Origin of the sequence: Colwellia sp. 12G3 (assembly GCF_002836775.1) — a bacterium.
Taxonomy (GTDB): domain Bacteria; phylum Pseudomonadota; class Gammaproteobacteria; order Enterobacterales; family Alteromonadaceae; genus Colwellia.
This window is the reverse complement of record NZ_PJAQ01000068.1, coordinates 93344-116072: the sequence shown is the minus strand read 5'-3', so window position 1 is coordinate 116072 and position 22729 is coordinate 93344. Positions and strand designations below refer to the sequence as shown.

The window sequence follows — 22729 nt, the reverse complement described above, 5'->3', positions numbered from 1 at the left end:
CAATATCAATCTGATACCAAGTTTATTAAGTTCTTTCCCACTCAGCGAGAATTAAAAGGCTTAGAGACAAGGCATTGATTGATGAGAATGGTTATTCAGGAGAATATGCTCCATTCTCTAAGAACACCATCCATGTAACGTCCTTGTCAAAATCAATAACCCTGCAAATAAATCCGTTTGGTATAACATGCCGGATACTGATAGGTGTTAAATTTCAGACAAAAAAAAGCGCCCAACTAATTTTAGAGAGCGCATAAAACATGAAACACTAAGGGAATAACATAACTATTAAGTAAGAGCGTCGTTTTGTTTTTTAGTTCACATTATTTTAAAATTACTTTATTGAGTTGTATTAGCCAAGGCTGTTGCGAACACATATTGAATTTTGGACAAAAAAAAGCGCCCAACTAAAACTAGAGGACGCATAAAACATTAAGGGAATAACATAACTGTTAAGTAAGAGTGCTGTTTTGTTGTTTAGTTCACATTATTTTAAAATTAATTTATTGAGTTGTATTAGCCAAGGCTGTTGCGAACACATATTGAATTTTGGACAAAAAAAAGCGCCCAACTAATTTTAGAGAGCGCATAAAACATGAAACACTAAGGGAATAACATAACTGTTAAGTAAGAGCGCTGTTTTGTTGTTTAGTTCACATTATTTTAAAATTACTTTATTGAGTTGTATTAGCCAAGGCTGTTGCGAACACATATTGAATTTTGGACAAAAAAAAGCGCCCAACTAAAACTAGAGGACGCATAAAACATAAAACATCACTAATAATGAGTGGAATAACATAGGTTGTTCTGTCTACGTATTGATTTTTGGACAAAAAAAAGCGCCCAACTAAAACTAGAGGACGCATAAAACATGAAACACTAAGGGAATAACATAACTGTTAAGTAAGAGTGCTGTTTTATAGTTTAGTTCAAATTAATTTTAATATTTATTAATTTAATTAAAACTCATAATTTTATTCGCAAAAACTGCCATTAATTAACGGTTTCTGTCATTATAAATAACGATTTATAATAACCGTTATGTGTTTATGCCTTCATGTAAAACTACATTGTTAACAACCGTAAGTGTTATATTACTTGCAAGTTGTGCAACCCCACCACCTAAAAACCCTGAGAATATATGTGAAATATTTCGCGAACATCGAGATTGGTATTTTGCTGCCAAAGATACTCGTGAACGCTGGGGTGTACCTATTCATGTGCCTATGAGTATGATGTATCAAGAAAGTTCTTTTCGTCATGACGCAACCCCTCCAATGGATTATCTATTTGGTTTTATTCCTTGGGGGAGGGTAAGTACGGCATATGGCTATTCACAAGCGAAAACGATGACTTGGAAAGACTATATTAAGGAAACAGGCAATTCAGGTGCTGATCGAGATGACTTTGAAGATGCAATAGACTTTATGGGGTGGTTTATATTTAAAACTCAAAAAGTTAATGGTGTATCAAAGTGGGATGCTTACAGCCAGTACTTAAATTATCATGAGGGTTGGGGCGGATTTAAGCATAAAAGTTATAAGAAAAAGCCATGGTTAGTTAAAGTTTCCAGGAAAGTGGATAATCGCGCACGACTTTACAGTAGTCAGCTAAAGGGGTGTGAAAAAGATCTCGATCATGGTTGGTTATGGCGTCTGTTTTTTGGCTAATCAATGAAAAGCTGATTGGCAGTATTTAACCAATTAACTTGCTTGTTTAATAATGCTACAAAGGCATAAAGCCTGCCAACATGTTCTTTATACGATAAAAAATCGGCAAAGCTAGGTGCGATAACCGCTACAAGAATAGCTACTATTTTCAGATGAAAAGCAGAAAATAAAGTATGGTTTTTTGTGAAATAAATGTTGAAATAGCAAAATGCTGCTGCTGATAGGGTTGGCTATTGTTATCCACAGAAATTGTGGAAAGCTGAATGAGGATATTAGAAAACCTTATTCTGTGGATAACTTTGTGGTTAACTTTTATATTATTTAAATTACTAGTCGTCAGGGTTTTCGCTAATAAAGTGTTCGGGCATTACTCGCACTGTTTTTATCTTATTACCTGCAACATCAATGATTTCGACAGGGTAACCAGATATACGTAAGCTAATATTGCTTTGTGGTATCTCTTCCAAATATTCAATAATCAAGCCGTTAAGGGTTTTAGGGCCATCTGTGGGCAACTCCCATGACATCTCTTTATTAATATCACGAATACTGGCACTACCGTCGACTAAATAGCTGCCATCTGGCTGCAAAGTTACTTCATCACTGGTTGTTGGCGTCATGGTGGTAGTAAAGTCACCAACAATTTCTTCCAGAATATCTTCTAGTGTTACTAAACCTTGGATATCGCCGTATTCATCAACAACCAAACCTAAGCGTTCTTTAGCATGTTGAAACTTCAACAACTGAATATTTAACGGTGTGCCTTCGGGAATAAAATATAATTCACGTACTGCTCTGAGTAATGTTGCCTTGGTAAACTGATTTTTTGATACAAGTTTTAACGCGTCACGAGCATGAATATAACCAACAACATCATCAATACTGTCACGATACAGTAATACCCGTGTGTGATTAGCTTGGGTAAGCTGTTTCTGGATTTTTTTCCAATCATCATTAACATCTATTCCTACTAAGTCATTACGAGGGATCATGATGTCTTCAACTGAGACTTTTTCTAAGTCTAAAATACTTACCAGCATATCTTGATCGCGTTGATGCAATAAAGCGCCCGATTCATTTACCACAGTCCTTAATTCTTCACTACTGAGGCTGTGTTGCTCTCTTTGTTCTGAATTAATACCTAAAATCATTAAGAAACCATTGGTTATCCAGTTAACGATAACAACAAGCGGGAAAAGTAATTTTAATAGTATGGATAAGAGAATAGAGCTCGGAAAGGCTATTTTCTCAGGATACAATGCGGCCAATGTCTTTGGCGTGACTTCGGCAAAAATGAGAATGACTAGCGTTAATACAATCGTCGCAATCAAAATACCCATATCGCCGAATAGGCGTAAACCAATGACAGTTGCAATAGCAGAAGCTGCAATATTAACGAGGTTATTACCAATGAGTATCAAACCGATTAGGCGATCTGGACGAGCAAGTAATTTGCTAACTCGTTTAGCACCTTTATGCTTTTGCTTTTCAAGATGACGTAAGCGATATCTATTCAATGACATCATGCCAGTTTCAGAACCTGAAAAATAGGCGGAGATAAGTATTAAGATGCCAAGAATAGTAAAGAGCATCTGTGTGGTTATACTGTCCAAAAAGGGTTTTCCTATTTATATAGTTAAAATAATTAAGTAACACTGCCCGCTTATAGCAGCAGTGTCCTTAAGATAAGATTAGAGAGGATTAGTCGATATTTATAAAATGAATTCTTTAACGAATCTACTGCCAAAGTAGGCAAGGGTAAGTAAACCACTGGCACTCACCATTAACACGAGTACCTTGTGACCGCGCCAACCTTTTTCAAAATGTCCCCAAAGAATGAGACTGTAAAGAGCAAAAGAGAGTAATGATAGTATGGTTTTATGGGCATTCTCTTTTGCTAAAAAACCGTCTAAAAAAGCAAAACCAATTATTTGACTAACAAATAAAATCGCGGTACCAACGGTTAATATACTAAAAAGTTGTTTCTCAACCTGCATAAGAGGCGGTAAATGAGCTACAGCCGTTAAGTTTTTACTTTTGAGTTTTACGTTGATATAGGTAACTTGAAAAGCAAATAACGTCGCAATAATTAAAACACAATAGGCAATTAAAGCGAAGCTGATATGGCTGAGTAAAATGACCTTTTCAACAACCAAAGGAATAGAATCAATTGGCGGGAGGAAGATGATAACTAACTGCCACAAACCAGTAAAACCATAAATAACGGGTAGTAACAAACTGACTTTAAATCTCAAGGCGACTAAGGTAACCACTACTGTAATGATTAAACTCACTAATGAAATTACGTTTGGTAAGTTAAAATTAATATCATCTTGAGAAAAGAATAACAAAGCATCATTGAACGCGTGCACAACAATAGCTGCCGTAGCTAAACTTAAAACTAAGGTAATATTAGGGCCTTTAGGATGAAATAATCGTGTAACGATTGCCAACGTAGCAAGTATATAAAGCAAAAATGCCAAACTTGAACCTATAACCAAAAAATCCACTAAAAACCCCTAAAGCAACTGAAAAGACGCAGTAAAAAATTGATTCTATCAGATAAAATCTACAACGCCATGTGATTAGCGCAAACTATTGACTTAAATTAAAGAAAGCTAGAGGTTATTTTATCAACAAGCGTCTTAGTGGCTTTATAGATAGAAACGCAATGAGTGCAGCGCAGCTTAATCCAAACCACTTAGGTAAAAGTTCATGGCTATGTTGCATTTGATCATTAATGTTTATGTCATAAAAGCTCAATGAAAAATCCAATAATAGCGCAAAAGCAATAGCGCAAAGCGAGACGCCAAGTAAGTATCGAATTAATACCGCGCTCCCCATTTCATTTCGAATAACGCCTAAGGTTGAAATATTTGTTGCCGGGCCTGCCATCATAAATACTAATGCAGTACCTGGCGATAATCCTGCTAGAATAAATCCTGCAGCGATGGGGGTTGATGCAGTTGCACAAATATACATAGGAATGGATATTATTATCATCAACAGCATTGCGGGCAGACCACTTCCATAACTTAATAGAAACTCTTCAGGTAAAAAGGTGCGTACAAGGGAAGCAAATAAAAGACCGATAAAAAGCCATATAATAATATCGTCAATAAGTTTAGTTGATGCGTAGTAAACCCCTTGTTTAGTTTTGCTTACAAAGGTATTTTCAGTTTTAGTTAGTGTCACTTTTTTACTCGCACAACAGGATGTTTCGCTTTTAGGTACTGCTTCTTTTTTAACACTCGTTTTACTATCGCAACAGCCCGTTTTTTTGCTGCTTTTATGAATGTGAGGTGATTTTATATCTTCCTCTTTAATTGTGGCTACCAATAATCCGGTAATAATGGCCGACATAATTGCTGCCATAGGACGATAAATGGCAAAAACAGGGCCAAGTAAGGCATAAGATACGGAAACTGAGTCAATACCGGTTTCGGGGGTTGCAACTAAAAAGGATGACGTTGCTGAAGCCGAAGCACCGCTTCGTCTTAGCTCTGTAGCAACAGGGATAACCCCACAAGAACATAACGGTAATGGCGCACCTATTAGAGCGGCCTTTATAATGGCAAGCCTTCCTTGCCCTAGATGTTTACTTAATACCTTACTTGGTACCCAAGCCTTCATTAACCCAGCAATGAGTAAGCCTAATAATAACCAAGGGCTTGCTTCAGCACTCAAGTCGAGAAAATTCATAGTTAAGGCGGATAACTGTTCCATAAAATACCTAGCAGAGACTTAAAAAATCAGCATCACTATAACATGGCTAGTATTAACGCAGCATCATTACTTAAGCCTATTTAATTCACATTTATAGGCACATAAATTATATGTAGGATTATCTGCTGTCGCATCTTAGAGATATTTGGGTATAATAGCAGCATTAACCTAATCAATTTTTCGCTGTTAGAGTATTTCATGTTTGACAATCTTTCCGATCGCTTAAGTAAAACGCTTAAAAACATTAGTGGCCGTGGCCGTTTAACCGAAGATAATATCAAAGAAACCTTACGTGAAGTGCGTATGGCATTACTTGAAGCCGATGTCGCTTTACCCGTCATTCGTGAGTTCGTAGCCAAAGTAAAAGAAAAAGCTGTTGGTACTGACGTTTCTAAAAGTCTCACGCCAGGGCAAATCTTCGTCAAGATAGTTCAAAAAGAACTTGAAGCGGCTATGGGTGACGTCAATGAAGGTCTTGATTTAAGAGCGGCTCCTCCTGCTGTAGTATTGATGGCTGGCTTACAAGGTGCGGGTAAAACTACCTCTGTAGCCAAGCTGGCAAAATTTTTAACTGAACGTGAAAAGAAAAAAGTATTAGTAGTAAGTGCTGATGTATATCGTCCGGCAGCTATTAAACAGCTTGAAATGTTAGCCGAAGAAATAAAGGTTGGTTTCTTTCCAAGTGATATCAAGCAAAAACCGATTGATATCGCCAATGCTGCAATTGATCATGCCAAGAAGAATTTTTTTGATGTGGTAATTGTCGATACTGCGGGTCGCTTGCATATTGATGAAGACATGATGGGGGAGATTCAACAACTTCATGCCGCTATCAACCCAATAGAGACCCTTTTTACTGTTGATGCTATGACAGGTCAAGATGCTGCTAATACAGCGAAGGCCTTTAATGATGCTTTACCACTGACCGGTATTATCTTAACTAAAACCGATGGTGATGCTCGCGGTGGTGCTGCGTTATCTATCCGTCATATCACTGGTAAGCCTATCAAGTTTATGGGGGTTGGTGAAAAGATTGAAGCATTAGAGCCCTTCCATCCTGATCGTATTGCCTCTCGTATCTTAGGTATGGGTGATGTGCTCTCGTTAGTTGAAGAAATTGAGCAAAAAATTGATAGAAAACAAGCTGAGAAATTAGCTAAAAAAGTTAAAAGTGGTAAAGGTTTTAGTTTAGAAGATTTTCGTGACCAGCTTGTCCAGATGAAAAGCATGGGTGGCATGATGGGCATGATGGATAAACTGCCTGGTATGGGTAATATGTCTGATAAAATTAATGATCAGATGGGTGATAAAATTACCGTACAAATGGAAGCTATCATTAATTCTATGACGCCAGGAGAACGTGAGCGTCCTGATATTATTAAAGGCTCCCGTAAACGTCGTATTGCTGCTGGCTCAGGTACTCAAATTCAAGATGTAAATAAGCTACTTAAGCAATTTACTCAAATGCAAAAAATGATGAAAAAAATGTCAGGCAAAGGCGGCATGCAAAAAATGATGCGTGGTATGCAAGGTATGATGCCACCAGGTGGCGGTGGCATGTTCGGTCGTTAAACTTATTCTTAAATATTTTCCCCCTATATTAAAGGTCGCATTTGCGGCCTTTTTTATTTTCACAAAGGCATTATTTAGTTCCAGTACGCATCATTTACTATTCAGCCTAGTCACCGCGTTGAGAACTTATATCACTCCCATTTAGTGATTGCCCATTTGTACTGCTTAAAATATTGCAAGGTGCTATTGCTCTCAATCCCCATAGCAAGAGATTGATCAATCAAGCGCTTATCCATGCATTATTTTTCTTGTGCACAACAAGAACAGATACTTAAATGCAATTGGCATTACTCTTGTGCCTTTTTAACCATCAAGGACACAACGGTTTGATGCAAATATATTTTAATCAATAAAGGCGGTTCAACAATCACATCAAGAAATAATACGTGGAGAATAGGACATTTTAGCTCGTTATTCACGCTTTTCTTATTGGCTAGCTATACTTGTTTATAAATCATTAATGACCAATTAATTAGAAGCAATTTGCTGAAATTTGGTTACCTATAGTGGTTAAGTAATACAACTCACGTTGTCTGTCTATTTTACTCAACTATCTACTTAATTGAGGTGCTCGACTAAATGGCTAAAAATAAAGTTAAAAATACCGCTGCCCGCATCCAATTAGATAGGCGAGAAAAACCGGGCTTTTTTAAACGGTTTATTATGGTATTTGAGAGTCTATTTATCGTGTCTATAACCGCAGCACTTATTTGGTCAACACGTATTGTTGATGTGCCTGAATTTGTTATTAAGTTATCGAGTAACCAACAACAGTGGCGATTAGATGACATTATCACTCACGTTAGTATTGCAGTCTTGGGGCTTTTGGTATTACTGACGCGATATAGCTTCTATTTACGTAAAAAAATGAAAAGACAATTTGTTGCCGAAGATGAAATTAAAAGACTCGCCTTTTTTGATAGCTTAACTAATTTACCTAACAAAGAACTTTGTCAAAATCGTTTAGATCACGCGGTAGCAAGAGCGGCAAGAAATAATACCTCAATCGCGGTATTATTTATTGGTATTGATGACTTTAAAGGCATTAATGAACAACAAGGTCATGATGGCGGAGATAAACTATTACAACAAGTCGCTAAACGATTATCGAGTGAATTACGCTCAGGTGATACATTAGCAAGAATTACCGGGGTGGAGTTTCTTATTATACTTGAAGCGGCCTCAGCTAAAAATAATGTAAATACTTTTGCTGAGAAGATATTGTTAAAGCTTGCTAAGTGTTATCAAATTAGTATGCAAGAAGTTTATATCACGGGGAATGTAGGTATCGCTTTATACCCAAGTGATGGTGAGCACGGTAAAGAGTTAATGAAAAACGCAGATACGGCAATGTGCTTTGCCAAAGAAAAAGGCCCTAACAGCTTAGCTTTTTTCTCTAAAGATCTACAAGAGCAAGTCAATACTAAGAAGAAAATTGCCGAACAATTACTCGGTGCAATAGACAGAGATGAATTACTTCTTCACTATCAACCCATCATTGCAACCCAATCCAATGAGATTATTGCCGTAGAAGCGTTGTTACGTTGGCATAATGGAGTGCTTGGTGATTTGGCGCCAGATGTATTTATTCCTATCGCAGAAGAGATAGGTATCATTACAAAAATTGGTGACTGGGTACTTGATCAAGCCTGTCTGCAAAATAAAATTTGGCAGCGGCAGGGCTACCCCAAAATAGTTATGTCAATTAATATGTCAGTCATGCAATTAGGCATCATAAATTATGCTGGTACGGTTTCCACCTCTCTGGAAGAAACACGCTTAGAACCTCAATATTTAGAATTAGAGTTTACAGAGAATACGCTGATGAAGGATGCAAAGAAATCGATAGTGCAACTGAGGCAATTGAGTGCTTTAGGTGTTTCTATCGCACTTGATGATTTTGGTACGGGTTATTCATCGATAAAATATTTGTCTAAATTCAAACTCAATAAATTAAAGATTGATGGCTGCTTTATAAAAAACATCCCTGAAAGTGCAGGAGATGTTATGACTACCAGAGCGATTATTGCGTTAGCTAAGCAATTAAAACTACACATAACCGCGGAGGGGGTCGAAACTGCCGCACAGCGAGAATTTATGGCGATTAGTCATGTTGACTCTATGCAGGGCTATCACTTTAGCCGCCCTGTTGATGCAAAAGCATTTGAACAACTTTTGCAATCTCCGTCATGGATGTAGTTTATTAAATAATGCTAGAGACAATAGCTTAGCATATTTAGCGGATCAGCCATTACCTTCAACCAATACCGGCCTAAAAGCGTTTGTAAATTCAATTAAGCCTGTGTGTTGATGTCGTTTGAGCAGGAAACTGCAAAGTTTACCGCACCACCTCTTACTCGATAGATAAATAAAGCTTGTAAAAATATACTAGAGGCGTAAAATACGCGAGCTTTTCTGTCGCTTGTCGACGGGAAGTGTCTGGAAATTCCGTTTTTACACTTAACATATAATAGAGGACGATATGGTTACCATTCGTTTAGCTCGTGGCGGCGCTAAAAAGCGTCCATTCTATCAGGTTGTTGTTGCAGATAGCCGTAACTCTCGCGATGGTCGTTTCATCGAAAGAGTTGGTTTCTTCAACCCAACAGCACAAGGTCAAGCAGAAAAATTACGCTTAGATCTAGACCGTATTACCCATTGGGTAGGTCAAGGTGCGACGTTATCTGATCGTGTGGCTAAGTTAGTTAAAGACGCATCTGCGGCTTAATTGCTTAGTAGGCATAGGAGAATTTCGTGAGTACAGAAGAAAAACAAATCATCTTGGGTAAAGTAGGCGCTGTTTACGGCATCAAAGGCTGGTTAAAAATTCATTCATTCACTGATGAAACTGAAGCCATACTTGACTATTTCCCTTGGTCATTAAAATTAGGGAATAACACACAAACAGTTGAAATAACTGATTGGCGCAAGCATAACAAAGTACTTATTGTGAAAGTGGCTGGTATTGATGACAGAGATGAAGCGCAAGCATTAGTCGGCTCTGAAATATTAACCAATGAAACAGCGTTGCCAGAATTGTCGCAAGATGATTTTTACTGGCGCGATCTAATAGGTATGTCTGTTGTGACTAACAAGGGTTACGACCTGGGTGTAGTTACTGACATGATGGAAACTGGCGCTAATGATGTACTGGTTGTGAAAGCTAACTTAAAAGATGGTTTTAGTAAAAAAGAAAGGTTAATACCTTATCTTTTTGAACAAGTAATCGAATCTGTTAGCATCGAAAATAAACAAATTTGTGTTGACTGGGATCCCGGTTTTTAACTTGTGACTAGCACTACCTCTGATAAAGAGAATAACAAAATGTGGATTGGGGTGATAAGCCTTTTTCCCGAAATGTTTAATGCTATTACTGAGTATGGAGTAACAGGCCGAGCGATTCGTAATGGGTTAATTGATTTTCATTTATGGAATCCAAGAGACTTTACCCATGATAAACATCGTACCGTTGATGATCGTCCTTATGGCGGTGGTCCGGGTATGTTAATGATGGTGCAACCATTACGAGATGCAATACATGCTGCAAGAACTGCAGCACGTAAAGCGGCGCTTGAGTCGGGTAATGATGACAGTAATGTCAAAGTTATCTATTTGTCTCCGCAAGGACGAAAGCTTGATCAACAAGGCGTAAGTGAATTAGCACAACATAACCAACTGGTATTTATTGCTGGTCGGTATGAAGGCATAGACGAGCGATTAATTGCGTCAGATATTGACGAAGAATGGTCGGTTGGTGATTACATTTTAAGTGGTGGTGAACTCCCTGCTATGAATGTGATTGATGCTGTAGCACGCTTAGTGCCAGGCGTTTTAGGACATAAAGAATCAGCAGAGCAGGACTCCTTCTCTAACGGTTTATTAGATTGTCCTCATTACACTCGGCCAGACGTACTAACGACTCCTAACGGGGAAGAAATGTCAGTACCGAAAGTGTTACTTAGTGGTAATCATGAACACATACGCTTATGGCGACAAGAGCAATCTTTGCTAAGAACGTGGACTAGAAGACCAGAATTATTAACTAACCTAGCTCTGACAGCTGAGCAGGTAAAAGCTCTCGCTTTAATTAAAAAACAAGCGAAGCAAACCACTTAGACTGTGAACACTAGGAAGAAGGTATTATGAGTAAAATTCTTGAAATGCTCGAACAAGAGCAAATGAAAAAAGATCTACCAGCATTCGCCCCAGGTGATACTGTTGTAGTTCAAGTTAAAGTTACTGAAGCAGACAAATCACGTCTTCAAGCATTTGAAGGTGTTGTTATTGCTATTAAAAACCGCGGCTTACATTCTGCTTTCACTGTTCGTAAAATCTCGAACGGTGTTGGTGTAGAACGTGTATTCCAGACACATAGCCCAATTGTAGATTCAATTGAAGTTAAACGTCGTGGCGATGTTCGTCAAGCTAAACTTTACTACTTGCGCGAGCTATCTGGCCGTAAAGCACGTATCAAAGAAAAATTGGCTAAGAGATAGAAATATTTCGAGTACAATTTTCTGTAAAGAAAGTTTGAAAAAAGGCCTGAATAATTCATTATTCAGGCCTTTTTGTTTTTATTCGCTGATAGATAACCAAATAATATATTACCTCGTATAACACCCTACAATATGAAATCTTGCATTTCATTGCCACTACATCTTTACTGACAGAGTAAGAGTTAGAAGATAATTTATAATTACTGCAATTATTTCATTGAAAACCGTGTCAACTTATTTACTAGTAAAAATTCTTCAATAAACAAGGATTCACCATGTCATCAATGAGCAAGCCTTATTTAGTAAGAGCATCACTATTAGCTGGCTTTGCAATTTTTATGGGGTTGGCATTATCGTTTGTTGTTTATCAATCAACGGTCAATGTCAAAACGAATGCTATTGATTTAGTCAGTAATCGTATCCCAATATTAACTAGTATTAACGAATTAATAGCTGATTTGAGCGAGCAGGAACGAATCATATATGAATACTATCGCTCACAAGATAATGGTATTTTTATCGCGTCTACTGCAGAGGTTAAAAATAACTTCAATATGCACTTAGCCGTTATTTTATCGCAAGACCGTTTTGCCGATGAAGCAGGCGTTATCGTTAAAGGTCAGCAAAAAATAGCGGCTTTGTTTGAAAATTTTTATCAAGCAATGCAAGTTGATGAAGATAATTGGGATGAACTGCGGGCTATTTTAACAAAAGTGTCAACGGTAAGAAGGCAGCTACTGCCAACAATTAAGTCTATTGAACAGCAAACAAAAAAAACAGTTGATGAAGGTCACAAAGCTACCTTAGAGCAGATGGCGATATCGCATTGGTTAGTCATTATTTATGGCATTTCTATTGTACTCATTGCCGGGGTCATTTCTTGGTATATCCGTCAGTATATGCTCACACAAGCAAAAAACACCCGTTTGGCATTATTTTCACATCAAAACCCTAATCCAATATTAAGCGTTAATAATTTGGGGGAGGTTGTTTTTGCGAATCCTGCCAGTGAGAAATTATTACTTTGTGTAGGACATCAAGCGGCTGACTTCAATTACTTGCTGCCCAGTAATTTTCTCTCTTTAAGACAAAAATTAAGCTCGCAACAAGATCACAATGTTACTGTTGATCAAATGCTTAATGATCATATTTTACAAATTAGCGTTTATTGGCATGAGGAAATTGATGCTTATGATATTCACATCAAGGATGTTACCGAGCGAAAATTAGCTGAAGAGCAAGTAAAACATCTAGCGTTTTATAATCAAGAGACAAACTTACCCAATCAATATAAATTTAATAAAGATATTGATAGCGCTATTACTCGAGGTGAACATTTCTCATTAGGTATTTTTGCTATTCGTGCTTTTGATGAAAAAGTCAGTACTTTAGGTTTGGAAGCGACCGAAGCACTAGTAAAGGCATTAGTGATAAACATTTCACAAGCATTACCTACGGGCGTTTACTTTTACCAAATCAATGATAGTCAGTTTGGCTTGTTATGTAGCAAGAGTAATAACTCTCTCGCTTTGCAAGGATTGACTAAAGTAGTCAGTGATGTTGCGGACCAATCACTGATTACTCATTGTGGGGAATTCTTTGTCGAATTAGATTTTGGCTATGGCTGTTATCCTACACATGGCGAAGATCGTAATTTTTTAATTATGTGTGCCCATAGTGCTTTAGCGGTTGCCAGTGAAAACCAACATAATAATTTTTGTCTTTATGAGGCCATTTTTTCAGAAAATAGACAAAAGAGTATCGAGTTAATTAATAAACTTCGTCATGCGGTTGCTAAACAAGAATTATTTTTAGTCTTTCAGCCACAATTAGACCTTAAATCGAACCGAGTAACGGGCATCGAAACCTTAGTTCGCTGGCGTCACGGAGGGGATGTAATTTCCCCGGTAGATTTTATTCCTTTAGCTGAGCAGTCAGGATTAATCATTCCTATAGGTCAGTGGATATTAGAGCAAGCTTGTCGATTTGCTAAGCAATTAGTTGATTTAGGTTATATCGACATTATTGTTGCAGTGAATGTATCACCCCGACAATTTAGTCACCCACAGTTTTGCCATACGGTACAACGTGCTTTGGACGAGGTGAAGTTACCCCCTGGAAACCTTGAGTTAGAAATAACGGAAGGCGTATTTATAAACAATGAAGAAAATACCCTGTCAGTATTGAAGCACCTTAAATCATCAGGTTTACATTTATCTATTGATGATTTTGGTACTGGCTATTCATCACTTTCTTATTTAAAACGTTTTCCAATTGATAAATTGAAGATTGATCAGTCCTTTATTCGTGATTGTCATAAAAATGATGAAGATAAAGCCATTATAAAAACTATTATCTCTTTAGGAAAAAGTTTAAACCTATCGTTAATTGCTGAGGGGGTGGAAGAGGAAAGCCATGTTGATTTTTTACGCAGTTTAGGTTGTGATGAAATCCAAGGTTATTGGTTTAGTAAACCTGTGTTGCCAGAGCAGTTAATTACCTTACTTGTTGAGAAGGGCGGAGATATTCAGGTTGAGCCTTTAAGCTACTTACCGTCAACGTAGCTATTATTTGGCATAGACCTTTGAGCAGTAGCTTGGCTGTAAGAGCCAAGCTACTGCAGTAAACCGAGTGTTAAGCTAATACTCGATTAGGCTAATGTTCTATTAAAAAGTTCAACAGACATACCGTACACTCGTAGAGCAAGCTGAGGATCATAGCGTTCGCCTTCATCGCGCATAAAGGCATGCGAGGCATTAAACTCATGCCATGAGAAAACATTACCTGAAGCTAATAGATTTTGATGAATCATCATACGACCTTCATCAGGAATATGTGGGTCTTGCTTACCCCAAATCATCAGCAACTCGGCTTTAATATCTTGGGTACGTGTTAGCGAATCATTGCCTTCATCACTTGGTAAATCGCCTGAATGAATGTCTGTGGCGTATAAACAAGCGGCGGCTAAAATACTCTTATGTAAAGCGGCGCGATAAGCGAGATGACCGCCAATGCAAACGCCCATGCTTCCTATGTTGCCCGTGCAATAATCTTGTTGTTGAACAAAACTCACTAAGGCTTGTGTGTCACTATCGTGATGCTCTAAAGGCTTAGCCCACTTATCTTGGTTACCTTTATCTTTACCCGAATCATCGTAGCCTAACACTGTTCCTATCGGATTTAGTTCATGAAAAACTTCGGGTACGAGTACAACAAAACCATGCCCAGCCATCAATGCTGCCGTTCTTGCTATGGGCGCCGTTTGTTGGAAAATTTCAGAGTAAAAAATAATCGTTGGAAACTTGCCCTGTGCTTGTGGACGGTAGACGTAGGTGCGCATTGTGCCAGTGGGAGTGTCAATATCATGGTTGTGTTGTTGAATCATCATTAGTATTAAAGTGTCCTTGTACTTGAAAAGGAAGAAAGAGGATGCATATATTATTGCAATTTAGTTTACTTGTAGACTGACAATAAAAATAGTACTAGCTTACTATTTAAGATTTAAAGCGTATAATAAAGCGTCATTACATGAGTGTGATGACTTTAATCTACTAATTTTAACGTAATAAATAAGACACATTAAAAGGATAAATCATGAATAAGCCGAAGAAGCCCTTAGCGAAAGCGGGCACTGTTAAAGTAAATAAAAGTGAAACAGAATTGGGTAGAGGACAAATTAAAGGTAACTTTTTAGCCGCGCTAGTTACATCAAAAGTTTATAAAATGCAGGTAGTAAAAGCTAAAAAAGGAAAAGGTTCATACCAGCGTAAAGCTAAGAACGTAGGACGAGAGTCTTATTTAATGGCGGCTTAAGTACTTACTTAAAGCCCTTATTAAATAAGACTTTCCTAATTTATATTGCCTATTTAAAGCTAAGTTCTTTGTGCAGTATTAACGACACTTTACTTCAATACCTTTAACCAATCTTTTGGACTTAAATAGTCAGCTAATTTAGCCTCGCTACTCCCTTCATCCGCTTGGAAATTATATTCCCAACGGGCAAGTGGCGGCATCGACATCAAAATAGATTCAGTTCTGCCACCGGATTGAAGACCAAACAAAGTACCTCTATCAAAGACTAAGTTAAATTCAACATAGCGACCACGGCGATAAAGCTGAAATTGACGTTCTTGTTCACCATAAATATCATCTTTACGACGATGCATAATAGGGACGTAAGCATCAATAAATCCTTGGCCAACGGCTTTAACATAATCAAAACAGGTGTTGAAATCCCATTGATTTAAATCATCAAAGAATAAGCCACCGACGCCGCGTGTTTCATCGCGATGTTTTAAATAAAAGTATTCATCACACCATTTTTTATGATCGTTGTACACATTGTCACCAAAAGGCTGACATAAATCGAAAGCGGTTTGATGCCAATGTTGAACATCTTCATCATTAGGATAAAAAGGCGTTAAATCAAAACCACCACCAAACCACCAAACTGGTTTCTCACCCTCTTTTTCTGCAATGAAAAAACGTACATTAGCGTGTGCAGTGGGAATGTTTGGATTTTTTGGATGAATAACAAGTGAGACGCCACAGGCTTGCCAAGTTCTACCGGCAAGTTCTGGACGATGAGCCGTGGCAGATGGCGGTAATTTATCCCCAGATACCACAGAAAAATTGACCCCTCCTTGCTCTACAACAGTGCCATTGGTCATGACGCGAGTTCTTCCGCCGCCACCTTCTTTACGGAGCCAGTTATCTTCAATAAATTTTCCGGTGCCGTCAGCTTCTTCTAATGCCTGACAAATTTTATCTTGTAGGCTTTTGAAAAATGCGATGATTGGTGTGATTTCAATGTTCGTTGTCGAACTTAATTGTGAGTCCATCTTCTTACCGTCGGTTAGCCATTAACTGTGAGGAAGTCATTGTAGGTAATGGCTATCAGAGAGGCAAGCTAACCTGAAAAATAAAAGACTCACTTATTTCGTGCAGCTCGCACCATTAAGGGGCGGTGGATGCGGGTCTTTGGGTCTTTATGGTGCATCAAGGCACTGTATTAACGCTTGTACTTTCTAACGTCATGAAAAATGGTCTGTTATTTTTTGGCTTGTTTTGTGCTTTATAGAGTCCAGTTATTGAATAATTCACTATGGAAACAACTATGAGCAAAGCCTTAATCTTGTGTTTAACTTTACTAAGCCTATTTTTCCCCACTATTGTGTGGGCAGAGGAGGCTCAACTTAATGGGGCAAACACTAGTTGGATATTAACATCCACCGCATTAGTTTTATTGATGACCTTACCGGGATTAGCGCTCTTTTACGGTGGTTTGGTCCGTAAAAAGAATGTACTTTCAATTTTAATGCAATGTTTTGCTATCGGTTCAATATCTTCAATTTTATGGTTATTGGTCGGCTACAGCTTAGCTTTTACTGAAGGTAATGCCTTTATTGGTGATTTCAGTAAAGTGATGATGCATGGTATTCCTAAAGATACTTTATCAGGAGACATTCCTGAAAGTTTATTTATGCTCTTTCAAATGACTTTTGCGATTATAACTCCTGCGCTAATTATTGGTGGTTTTGCCGAGCGAATGAAGTTTTCCTCAGTGTTGCTGTTTAGTGGTATTTGGTTATTGGCTGTTTATGCCCCCGTTACCCATTGGGTTTGGGGAGGCGGTTGGTTAGCGCAAATGGGCGTTTATGATTTTGCCGGCGGTATTGTAGTACATATTACTGCAGGTACCGCCGCCTTGGTTGCGGCAGTGGTTGTTGGTCCTCGTCGAGGATTCCCTAAAACACCTATGTTGCCACATAACTTAACAATGACAGTTACTGGTGCGGGTATGCTCTGGGTAGGTTGGTTTGGTTTTAATGGTGGTAGTGCGTTAACGGCTAACGGCGATGCTTCTATGGCTATGCTCGTTACGCATATTTCAGCCGCAGCAGGTACCCTAACTTGGGCTGCTATTGAATGGAAAAAATTTGGCAAGGCTAGTGTTTTAGGTGCTGTTACGGGTATGGTTGCTGGTTTGGGAACAATTACACCCGCTTCAGGTTTTGTAGGCCCTGGCGGCGCATTGGTTATTGGTATCAGTGCAGGTTTTGTTTGTTTTTATTCAACCGTTTATATTAAGCAAAAATTAAAAATTGATGATTCCCTCGATGTATTTCCTGTCCATGGTGTCGGTGGTATTTTAGGTACGCTATTAGTCGGTGTTTTCTCAGCAACCAGCCTTGGAGTGTTTAGTGGTTATGGTTTTGCTGAGGGTATTGCTACTATGGCTGAGCAAGTCGGAGTACAACTTATTGGTATCGTTTCTACATTCATTTATACCGCAATAGTTACCTATATTATTCTTAAATTGGTTAGTTTAATGACGGGCGGTTTACGTGTTGATGAAGAGCAAGAAGTTAACGGGTTAGATCAGTCTGCACATGAAGAATCAGGTTATCATTTGTAAGAGTCTTTACAAGGAAGATAAATAATCGATTGTTAGTCGTTGGTAACTTCTTTACAACCCCTTTAAATAAAGCGCTTCGGCGCTTTTTTTGTACCCTACTTTACCAGTCACTGTCATTTTTATGAAATATTAACAACATCAAATAGTCACACTTCTAAAACATTTCTGTCATTTTTCTCTTGTAGCATGTCGGGCAATTACTCAGGTTTACATATTTTAACAATTATAACTCCGCGGAGCAGAGATAAAATGCAAATTAAATTAAAACAAATATTTCAAGTAAGTATCGTTGCAGGTGCATTAGCGTTGGCAGGTTGTGGTGGAGACATTAATGTTACACCTACAGTAAATGACAATAGTATTGACAATAGTACCAACAATTCAGGTAACACTACACCTCCTGTTGGCGATACCAACCCATGTGCTACACGTGGTGATTTACAAGGTGCTTTTGATGGCCAAGATTGTTCTTATAGCGCTGCTTTTGCTAGTAAAAATGTTGAAGTAACTGAAGATTTAACTTTTGCTGAGCTTGAAAGTGATGGAGTGCATGTTTTTAGCGGTGCATTATTAATTGGTAAAGACTGTAATACTACAACTTCCTGTACGGTAGCGGCTAATGGACCCACATTAACTATTGCTGCAGGTGCTAATTTAGCATTTGATTCTGGTGAAGCGATTATTCGTGTTGCTCGAGGTGCTAAAATTAATGCGGTTGGTACCATTGATAAACCTATCAACTTTACTTCTACTAATGCTTATGACCGTTTAGATGTCGTTGGTGATGGTCCTCAATTTGCTGATTGGGGTGGTATTATAATTAACGGTTTTGGTATTACTAATCAATGTACTGATGTATCACGTGATGCAGGTACTTGTAATGCACCTACAGAAGGTGTGTTAAGTCACTTTGGCGGCAATGACAATACTGATAATAGTGGCACCATTCAGTACGCTAAAATTTGGTATGCAGGCTCTGGACCTAAAACAGGCGGTGCAGGCGACGACCTTAACTCACTTACATTAAACGGTGTTGGCTCAGGTACTTCTTTCGATTATATACACATTCACCAAGGTTTTGATGACGGCATTGAGTTTTTTGGTGGTGCAGCCACACTTAAGCATATTGTAGTAACTGATACTCAAGATGATGGCATTGATATTGATGGTGGTTGGCAGGGTAAAGCACAATTTATCGTAGTTAAGCATGGCACGGTTAAAAGTAAGAAAGAAGTTATTAGTCCGGCTATTGTTGAAAATGGCGTTGAAGAAAAACCAGAAGAAATATTTCCTGCAGGCACGCCATTATTCATGGGAAATAATGGTTTTGAAACAGATGGTGAGAAAAACTCCGGTGCAGAATATAGTCAAGCACCAGCATCTAACCCAATTATTGCCAACGTAACAGTTATTACTACTGACGGTAAGTCTTTACGTGACGGTGACCCTTCACAAGCATTTAAATTTGATGATGCTATTAAAGGCATGTACTACAACGTATTGATGGTAAAAAATGACGGTACCAATGGTACTGATTGTGTGCAGTTTAAGAGCGACGGCGAAAAAAATGCAGACACCCTTTCTTTCACTAGCTCAGCAATGGCTTGTATCAATGAATTTAAAGGCGACAGTGTTTTTGGTAGTAAAGCGCCAGTTGCATTACAAGGTACAGCGAAAACAGATTGGTTTGATAATAGCGGCGCCAACGAACGTATAGGTGGCAATGCTTCAGTACTTGTTGCTAATGGTTTTGCAACAAACACTTCGTCTACAGACATCACAGTAACAGCAAATGACTTATCTTCGTTAAATGACAGTTTCTTTGAAACAGTAAGTCATGTTGGAGCTGTTTCAGACCAAGACACTGGTTCAGATTGGTATAAGTGGGTAGAAACAGCAATTACTGCCGCAGATCTAGATTAATCTCAGTTTCTCTACACTAATTTACAAAGTGCTTTTGTAAATTTTTATAAAGAATAGCTTATAAAAATAGGTACCTACTGGTTATATGCGTGGTGTGCCTATTTTTTATTTGAGGATAGAATTTCCATATGAAAACTCAAAATAAACTCAAAAAAGTGACGCTTGCAGTCAGTTTGGGATTGTTATCGTACACCAATACCCTTCATGCTCAAGAGCAAGATACACAAGCTCAACAAGACGGAATGGAAGAAGTTGTTGTAGTCGCTAGTCGTTTAAAAGGTAGTGCTGCCGCAGTAATTGAAGAAAGAAAAAATCAAGCTTTTGTTGCTGATATATTAGGCGCAGATGAAATGTCAAGAACAGGCGATAGTGATGCTGCTTCGGCATTACGTCGTGTTACAGGGTTAACCTTGGTTGATGGCAAGTTTATTTATGTGCGTGGTTTGGGTGAACGTTACTCAAGTGCGCGTTTAAACGGAGCCAGTATTCCAAGCCCAGATTTGACAAGGAATGTTGTACCGTTAGACATTTTTCCTGCAAGTATTATAGAAAGTTTATCCGTGCAAAAAGTTTACTCTCCTTCTATGCCTGCAGCATTTGGCGGTGGTAATGTTGATATTCGTACTAAGACAGTACCAAAAGATTTTACTGCAGGTATTGAATTAGGTGCGGGATACAATTCCAATTCAGGCTCTGGCAATACCTACAATCGTAATGATGATGGAATTCCAGAGCTACTAAATAACGCTATTGTTCAATATAAAGGGGATTTTAGCCTACGTAGTATTATCAATAATGATCATTTAGTCGGTGACGATAAAGCTGACCAAGCAAGAGTTATTAATAGCGACTTATTAAAATCTTTACCGCGTAATATGGAAATGACTGAGGAGTCGTTAGATCCAAATTACGGCATTAAAGCTCATATTGGTAATAGCTTTGATGAAAACTGGTTTGGTGGTCAAATTGGCTTTTTATTGGCAGGCTCATATAAAAATGAGTGGGACAGCTCAAATAAATTTCAAGCGGTACTAAGCGAAAATTTTTCTGACGATTGTAGCCAGCAATTATTAACAACAGCAGATATCGCCAACTCTTGTTTTAATACCGCAACAGAGTCTTTAGTTACCACAGAAAGTGAACGGCTAAGCGGAGTATTAAGTCTTGGTTATGAAATTGATACCCATAGTGTGTCTTTATCCGAAATTTATTTAGCTGATTCTGATGATACAACTGAAGTAGGTATTTCACAAAGCCCTAATGGCAGTACAGTGAATACTATTTTTGGTAATGGTCAAGCAGATAGAGTTCATGAGTTTAGTTATGAAGATCGTGAATTACGTATAACACAAGCTATTGGCCAACATACTTTTTTAGATTATGGCGGTTTAGGTTTTGATTGGCAATACACTGAGTCGACGGCAAAAACTGAAATCCCAATTGATGTAACGTATAAATTTGATGACAGTTATATTGACGGTGAATACAGTAAATCAGAAGTGTCGGGTGATGATAATCGAGCGGTATATTCTTTTATCGATCTAGAGGACAATGTAAAGTCTTATGGTGGTAATTTAGTGCTACCGGTCTATGTCGGTAATTATCAAATGGAGTTTAAGGCTGGTTATGACTTTACCGATAAAGCTCGGCTTTATAATACTTCTTCTTTTGCGGTAAATAATGATTCAGGGGTTTTTATACCTGTTAATAATAATGAAGATAGGGTCTTAGGTATTACGAGTTACCTTACTGACGAATTAGTTGATACTCACTCATTCTTAGTTGATTTTAATGAACCAACGGCTCCAGATGCCGATGATTATTTAGCCGCGCAGAAAATCGATGCCTATTATGGTGAATTTGATGTGTTTTATGATAATAAATGGCGCATTAGTGGCGGCATACGATATGAAGAATTCAAGCAAGTTTCTGTTGGTACATCAAGTTTGATTTTTTCAAAAGCTGAGTTAGATATATTTTTCTCTCCAGAAAAAATAGAAGATGGCACTATTTTATCTCATGATTTTTTCCCTGCATTGTCAATGACATACGTGGCGGATAGTCATTATCAAATACGTATTGGTTATGGTGAAACGGTAGTGCGCCCAGATATACGTGAGGTTGTGCCAGTGGCTTACTATGACCCTCTAACCGATATTCGAACTATCGGTAGAAGCGGCTTGGAAAGTAGTCCATTGAAAAACTATGACGCCCGTTTCGAATATTATGGCGATAATGGCGATAATTATAGTATTGCTGCTTTCTATAAAGATATTGAATCACCTATTGAAAATGTATTGTCGGTTGGCGATGAAGATTACACCATGACATTTGTTAATGGTGAGACAGCCGAAGTGTATGGTATTGAAATGGAATGGCTACATAGCCTAACTTGGCTTACTAGTGGATTATTTACCTCTGGTAATATTACGTTGAGTGATTCAGAAGTCTCTATTGATCCTGCTTATGCAGGGAATTTAACAAATTCAACTAAAAGGATGACTGGTCATTCAAAGTATGTGGTGAATTTTCAGTTAGGTTATGATTCTGATAACGGTAATCACTCTGGTTCACTTTTATATAATGTTTTTGGTGAGCGTATACTGGCTTCCGGCGTTGGTGGGCGTGAAGATGCCTTTGAACAACCATTTAATTCATTAGATGTTGTGTATACATATTATCCAAGTTTTGATTCAACCATTAAATTAAAAGTTAAAAATATACTAGGTGAAGGTCAGGATGTTACTCAATCCGATATAACAGTCCGCTCTAAAGAAGTCGGTACAATAATGGAATTGAGTTATAAATATGAATTTTAATGGTTAATTATTTAGATACTGTTGAGCGCAAAATTAGCAGTGTTTTTAGCTTTTTAAGATGTGTTTAATGTATATTAGTTTTTAGCGCAATATAGCCACTTAACG

At 38.0% G+C, this 22729-nt stretch carries 17 protein-coding genes; 12 read left to right on the top strand and 5 right to left on the bottom strand.

Going from position 1 to position 22729, the window contains the following annotated elements:
• The first annotated feature begins 1049 nt into the window (after positions 1–1049).
• Positions 1050–1670 carry a transglycosylase SLT domain-containing protein gene (locus tag CXF71_RS18110; protein ID WP_101234342.1) on the top strand — a complete coding sequence of 207 codons (621 nt, stop codon included), beginning with the start codon at positions 1050–1052 and terminating at the stop codon, positions 1668–1670.
• 329 nt (positions 1671–1999) lie between these two features.
• Here the strand turns inward: CXF71_RS18110 and CXF71_RS18105 are convergent, their stop codons facing one another.
• The 3 genes from CXF71_RS18105 to CXF71_RS18095 form a co-directional block, all read right to left on the bottom strand.
• Complete coding sequence (locus CXF71_RS18105) at positions 2000–3283, bottom strand: HlyC/CorC family transporter (RefSeq protein ID WP_101234341.1); 1284 nt, start codon at positions 3281–3283, stop codon at positions 2000–2002.
• Between the two features lie 99 nt (positions 3284–3382).
• The gene (locus CXF71_RS18100) at positions 3383–4180 is read right to left on the bottom strand and encodes a cytochrome C assembly family protein (RefSeq protein WP_101234340.1); all 798 of its coding nucleotides are present in this window, start codon (positions 4178–4180) and stop codon (positions 3383–3385) included.
• A 115-nt stretch (positions 4181–4295) separates the two neighbouring features.
• On the bottom strand, positions 4296–5396 hold the full coding sequence (locus CXF71_RS18095) for an SO_0444 family Cu/Zn efflux transporter (protein WP_101234339.1): 1101 nt from the start codon (positions 5394–5396) through the stop codon (positions 4296–4298).
• Positions 5397–5594: 198 nt separating this feature from the next.
• Between CXF71_RS18095 and ffh the strand changes: the two genes are divergently transcribed.
• The 7 genes from ffh to CXF71_RS18060 all read left to right on the top strand — a co-directional run bounded on the left by ffh (position 5595) and on the right by CXF71_RS18060 (position 14028).
• Positions 5595–6968, top strand: a complete 1374-nt coding sequence (gene ffh, locus CXF71_RS18090) for a signal recognition particle protein (protein ID WP_101234338.1) — start codon at positions 5595–5597, stop codon at positions 6966–6968.
• A 579-nt stretch (positions 6969–7547) separates the two neighbouring features.
• Positions 7548–9167 carry a putative bifunctional diguanylate cyclase/phosphodiesterase gene (locus CXF71_RS18085; protein ID WP_101234337.1) on the top strand — a complete coding sequence of 540 codons (1620 nt, stop codon included), beginning with the start codon at positions 7548–7550 and terminating at the stop codon, positions 9165–9167.
• A gap of 283 nt (positions 9168–9450) precedes the next feature.
• Positions 9451–9696, top strand: a complete 246-nt coding sequence (gene rpsP / locus CXF71_RS18080; protein WP_101228528.1) for a 30S ribosomal protein S16 — start codon at positions 9451–9453, stop codon at positions 9694–9696.
• 26 nt (positions 9697–9722) lie between these two features.
• On the top strand, positions 9723–10253 hold the full coding sequence (gene rimM / locus CXF71_RS18075) for a ribosome maturation factor RimM (protein ID WP_101234336.1): 531 nt from the start codon (positions 9723–9725) through the stop codon (positions 10251–10253).
• 39 nt (positions 10254–10292) lie between these two features.
• The gene (gene trmD / locus CXF71_RS18070) at positions 10293–11084 is read left to right on the top strand and encodes a tRNA (guanosine(37)-N1)-methyltransferase TrmD (protein WP_101234335.1); all 792 of its coding nucleotides are present in this window, start codon (positions 10293–10295) and stop codon (positions 11082–11084) included.
• 26 nt (positions 11085–11110) lie between these two features.
• Positions 11111–11464, top strand: a complete 354-nt coding sequence (gene rplS, locus CXF71_RS18065) for a 50S ribosomal protein L19 (RefSeq protein ID WP_101234334.1) — start codon at positions 11111–11113, stop codon at positions 11462–11464.
• A gap of 275 nt (positions 11465–11739) precedes the next feature.
• Entirely contained in the window at positions 11740–14028 is a 2289-nt protein-coding gene (locus CXF71_RS18060; protein ID WP_101234333.1) for a sensor domain-containing protein, read from the top strand.
• 86 nt (positions 14029–14114) lie between these two features.
• Here CXF71_RS18060 and CXF71_RS18055 read toward each other — a convergent pair whose 3' ends face one another.
• The gene (locus tag CXF71_RS18055; RefSeq protein WP_101234332.1) at positions 14115–14852 is read right to left on the bottom strand and encodes a dienelactone hydrolase family protein; all 738 of its coding nucleotides are present in this window, start codon (positions 14850–14852) and stop codon (positions 14115–14117) included.
• Between the two features lie 206 nt (positions 14853–15058).
• Between CXF71_RS18055 and CXF71_RS18050 the strand changes: the two genes are divergently transcribed.
• Complete coding sequence (locus CXF71_RS18050) at positions 15059–15277, top strand: alternative ribosome-rescue factor A (protein WP_101234331.1); 219 nt, start codon at positions 15059–15061, stop codon at positions 15275–15277.
• An 89-nt stretch (positions 15278–15366) separates the two neighbouring features.
• Here CXF71_RS18050 and hemF read toward each other — a convergent pair whose 3' ends face one another.
• Positions 15367–16305: an oxygen-dependent coproporphyrinogen oxidase gene (hemF, locus tag CXF71_RS18045; RefSeq protein ID WP_198559910.1), complete on the bottom strand. Its 939-nt coding sequence runs from the start codon at positions 16303–16305 to the stop codon at positions 15367–15369.
• Between the two features lie 275 nt (positions 16306–16580).
• Here hemF and CXF71_RS18040 point away from each other — a divergent pair, with 275 nt between their 5' ends.
• The 3 genes from CXF71_RS18040 (at position 16581) to CXF71_RS18030 (ending at position 22624) form a co-directional block, all read left to right on the top strand.
• Positions 16581–17882 carry an ammonium transporter gene (locus CXF71_RS18040; RefSeq protein ID WP_101234330.1) on the top strand — a complete coding sequence of 434 codons (1302 nt, stop codon included), beginning with the start codon at positions 16581–16583 and terminating at the stop codon, positions 17880–17882.
• A 255-nt stretch (positions 17883–18137) separates the two neighbouring features.
• Positions 18138–19805 carry a hypothetical protein gene (locus tag CXF71_RS18035; RefSeq protein WP_101234929.1) on the top strand — a complete coding sequence of 556 codons (1668 nt, stop codon included), beginning with the start codon at positions 18138–18140 and terminating at the stop codon, positions 19803–19805.
• Positions 19806–19933: 128 nt separating this feature from the next.
• Positions 19934–22624 (top strand): TonB-dependent receptor plug domain-containing protein, encoded by a 2691-nt coding sequence (locus CXF71_RS18030; protein ID WP_101234329.1) that lies wholly within the window; start codon positions 19934–19936, stop codon positions 22622–22624.
• Positions 22625–22729 lie beyond the last annotated feature (105 nt).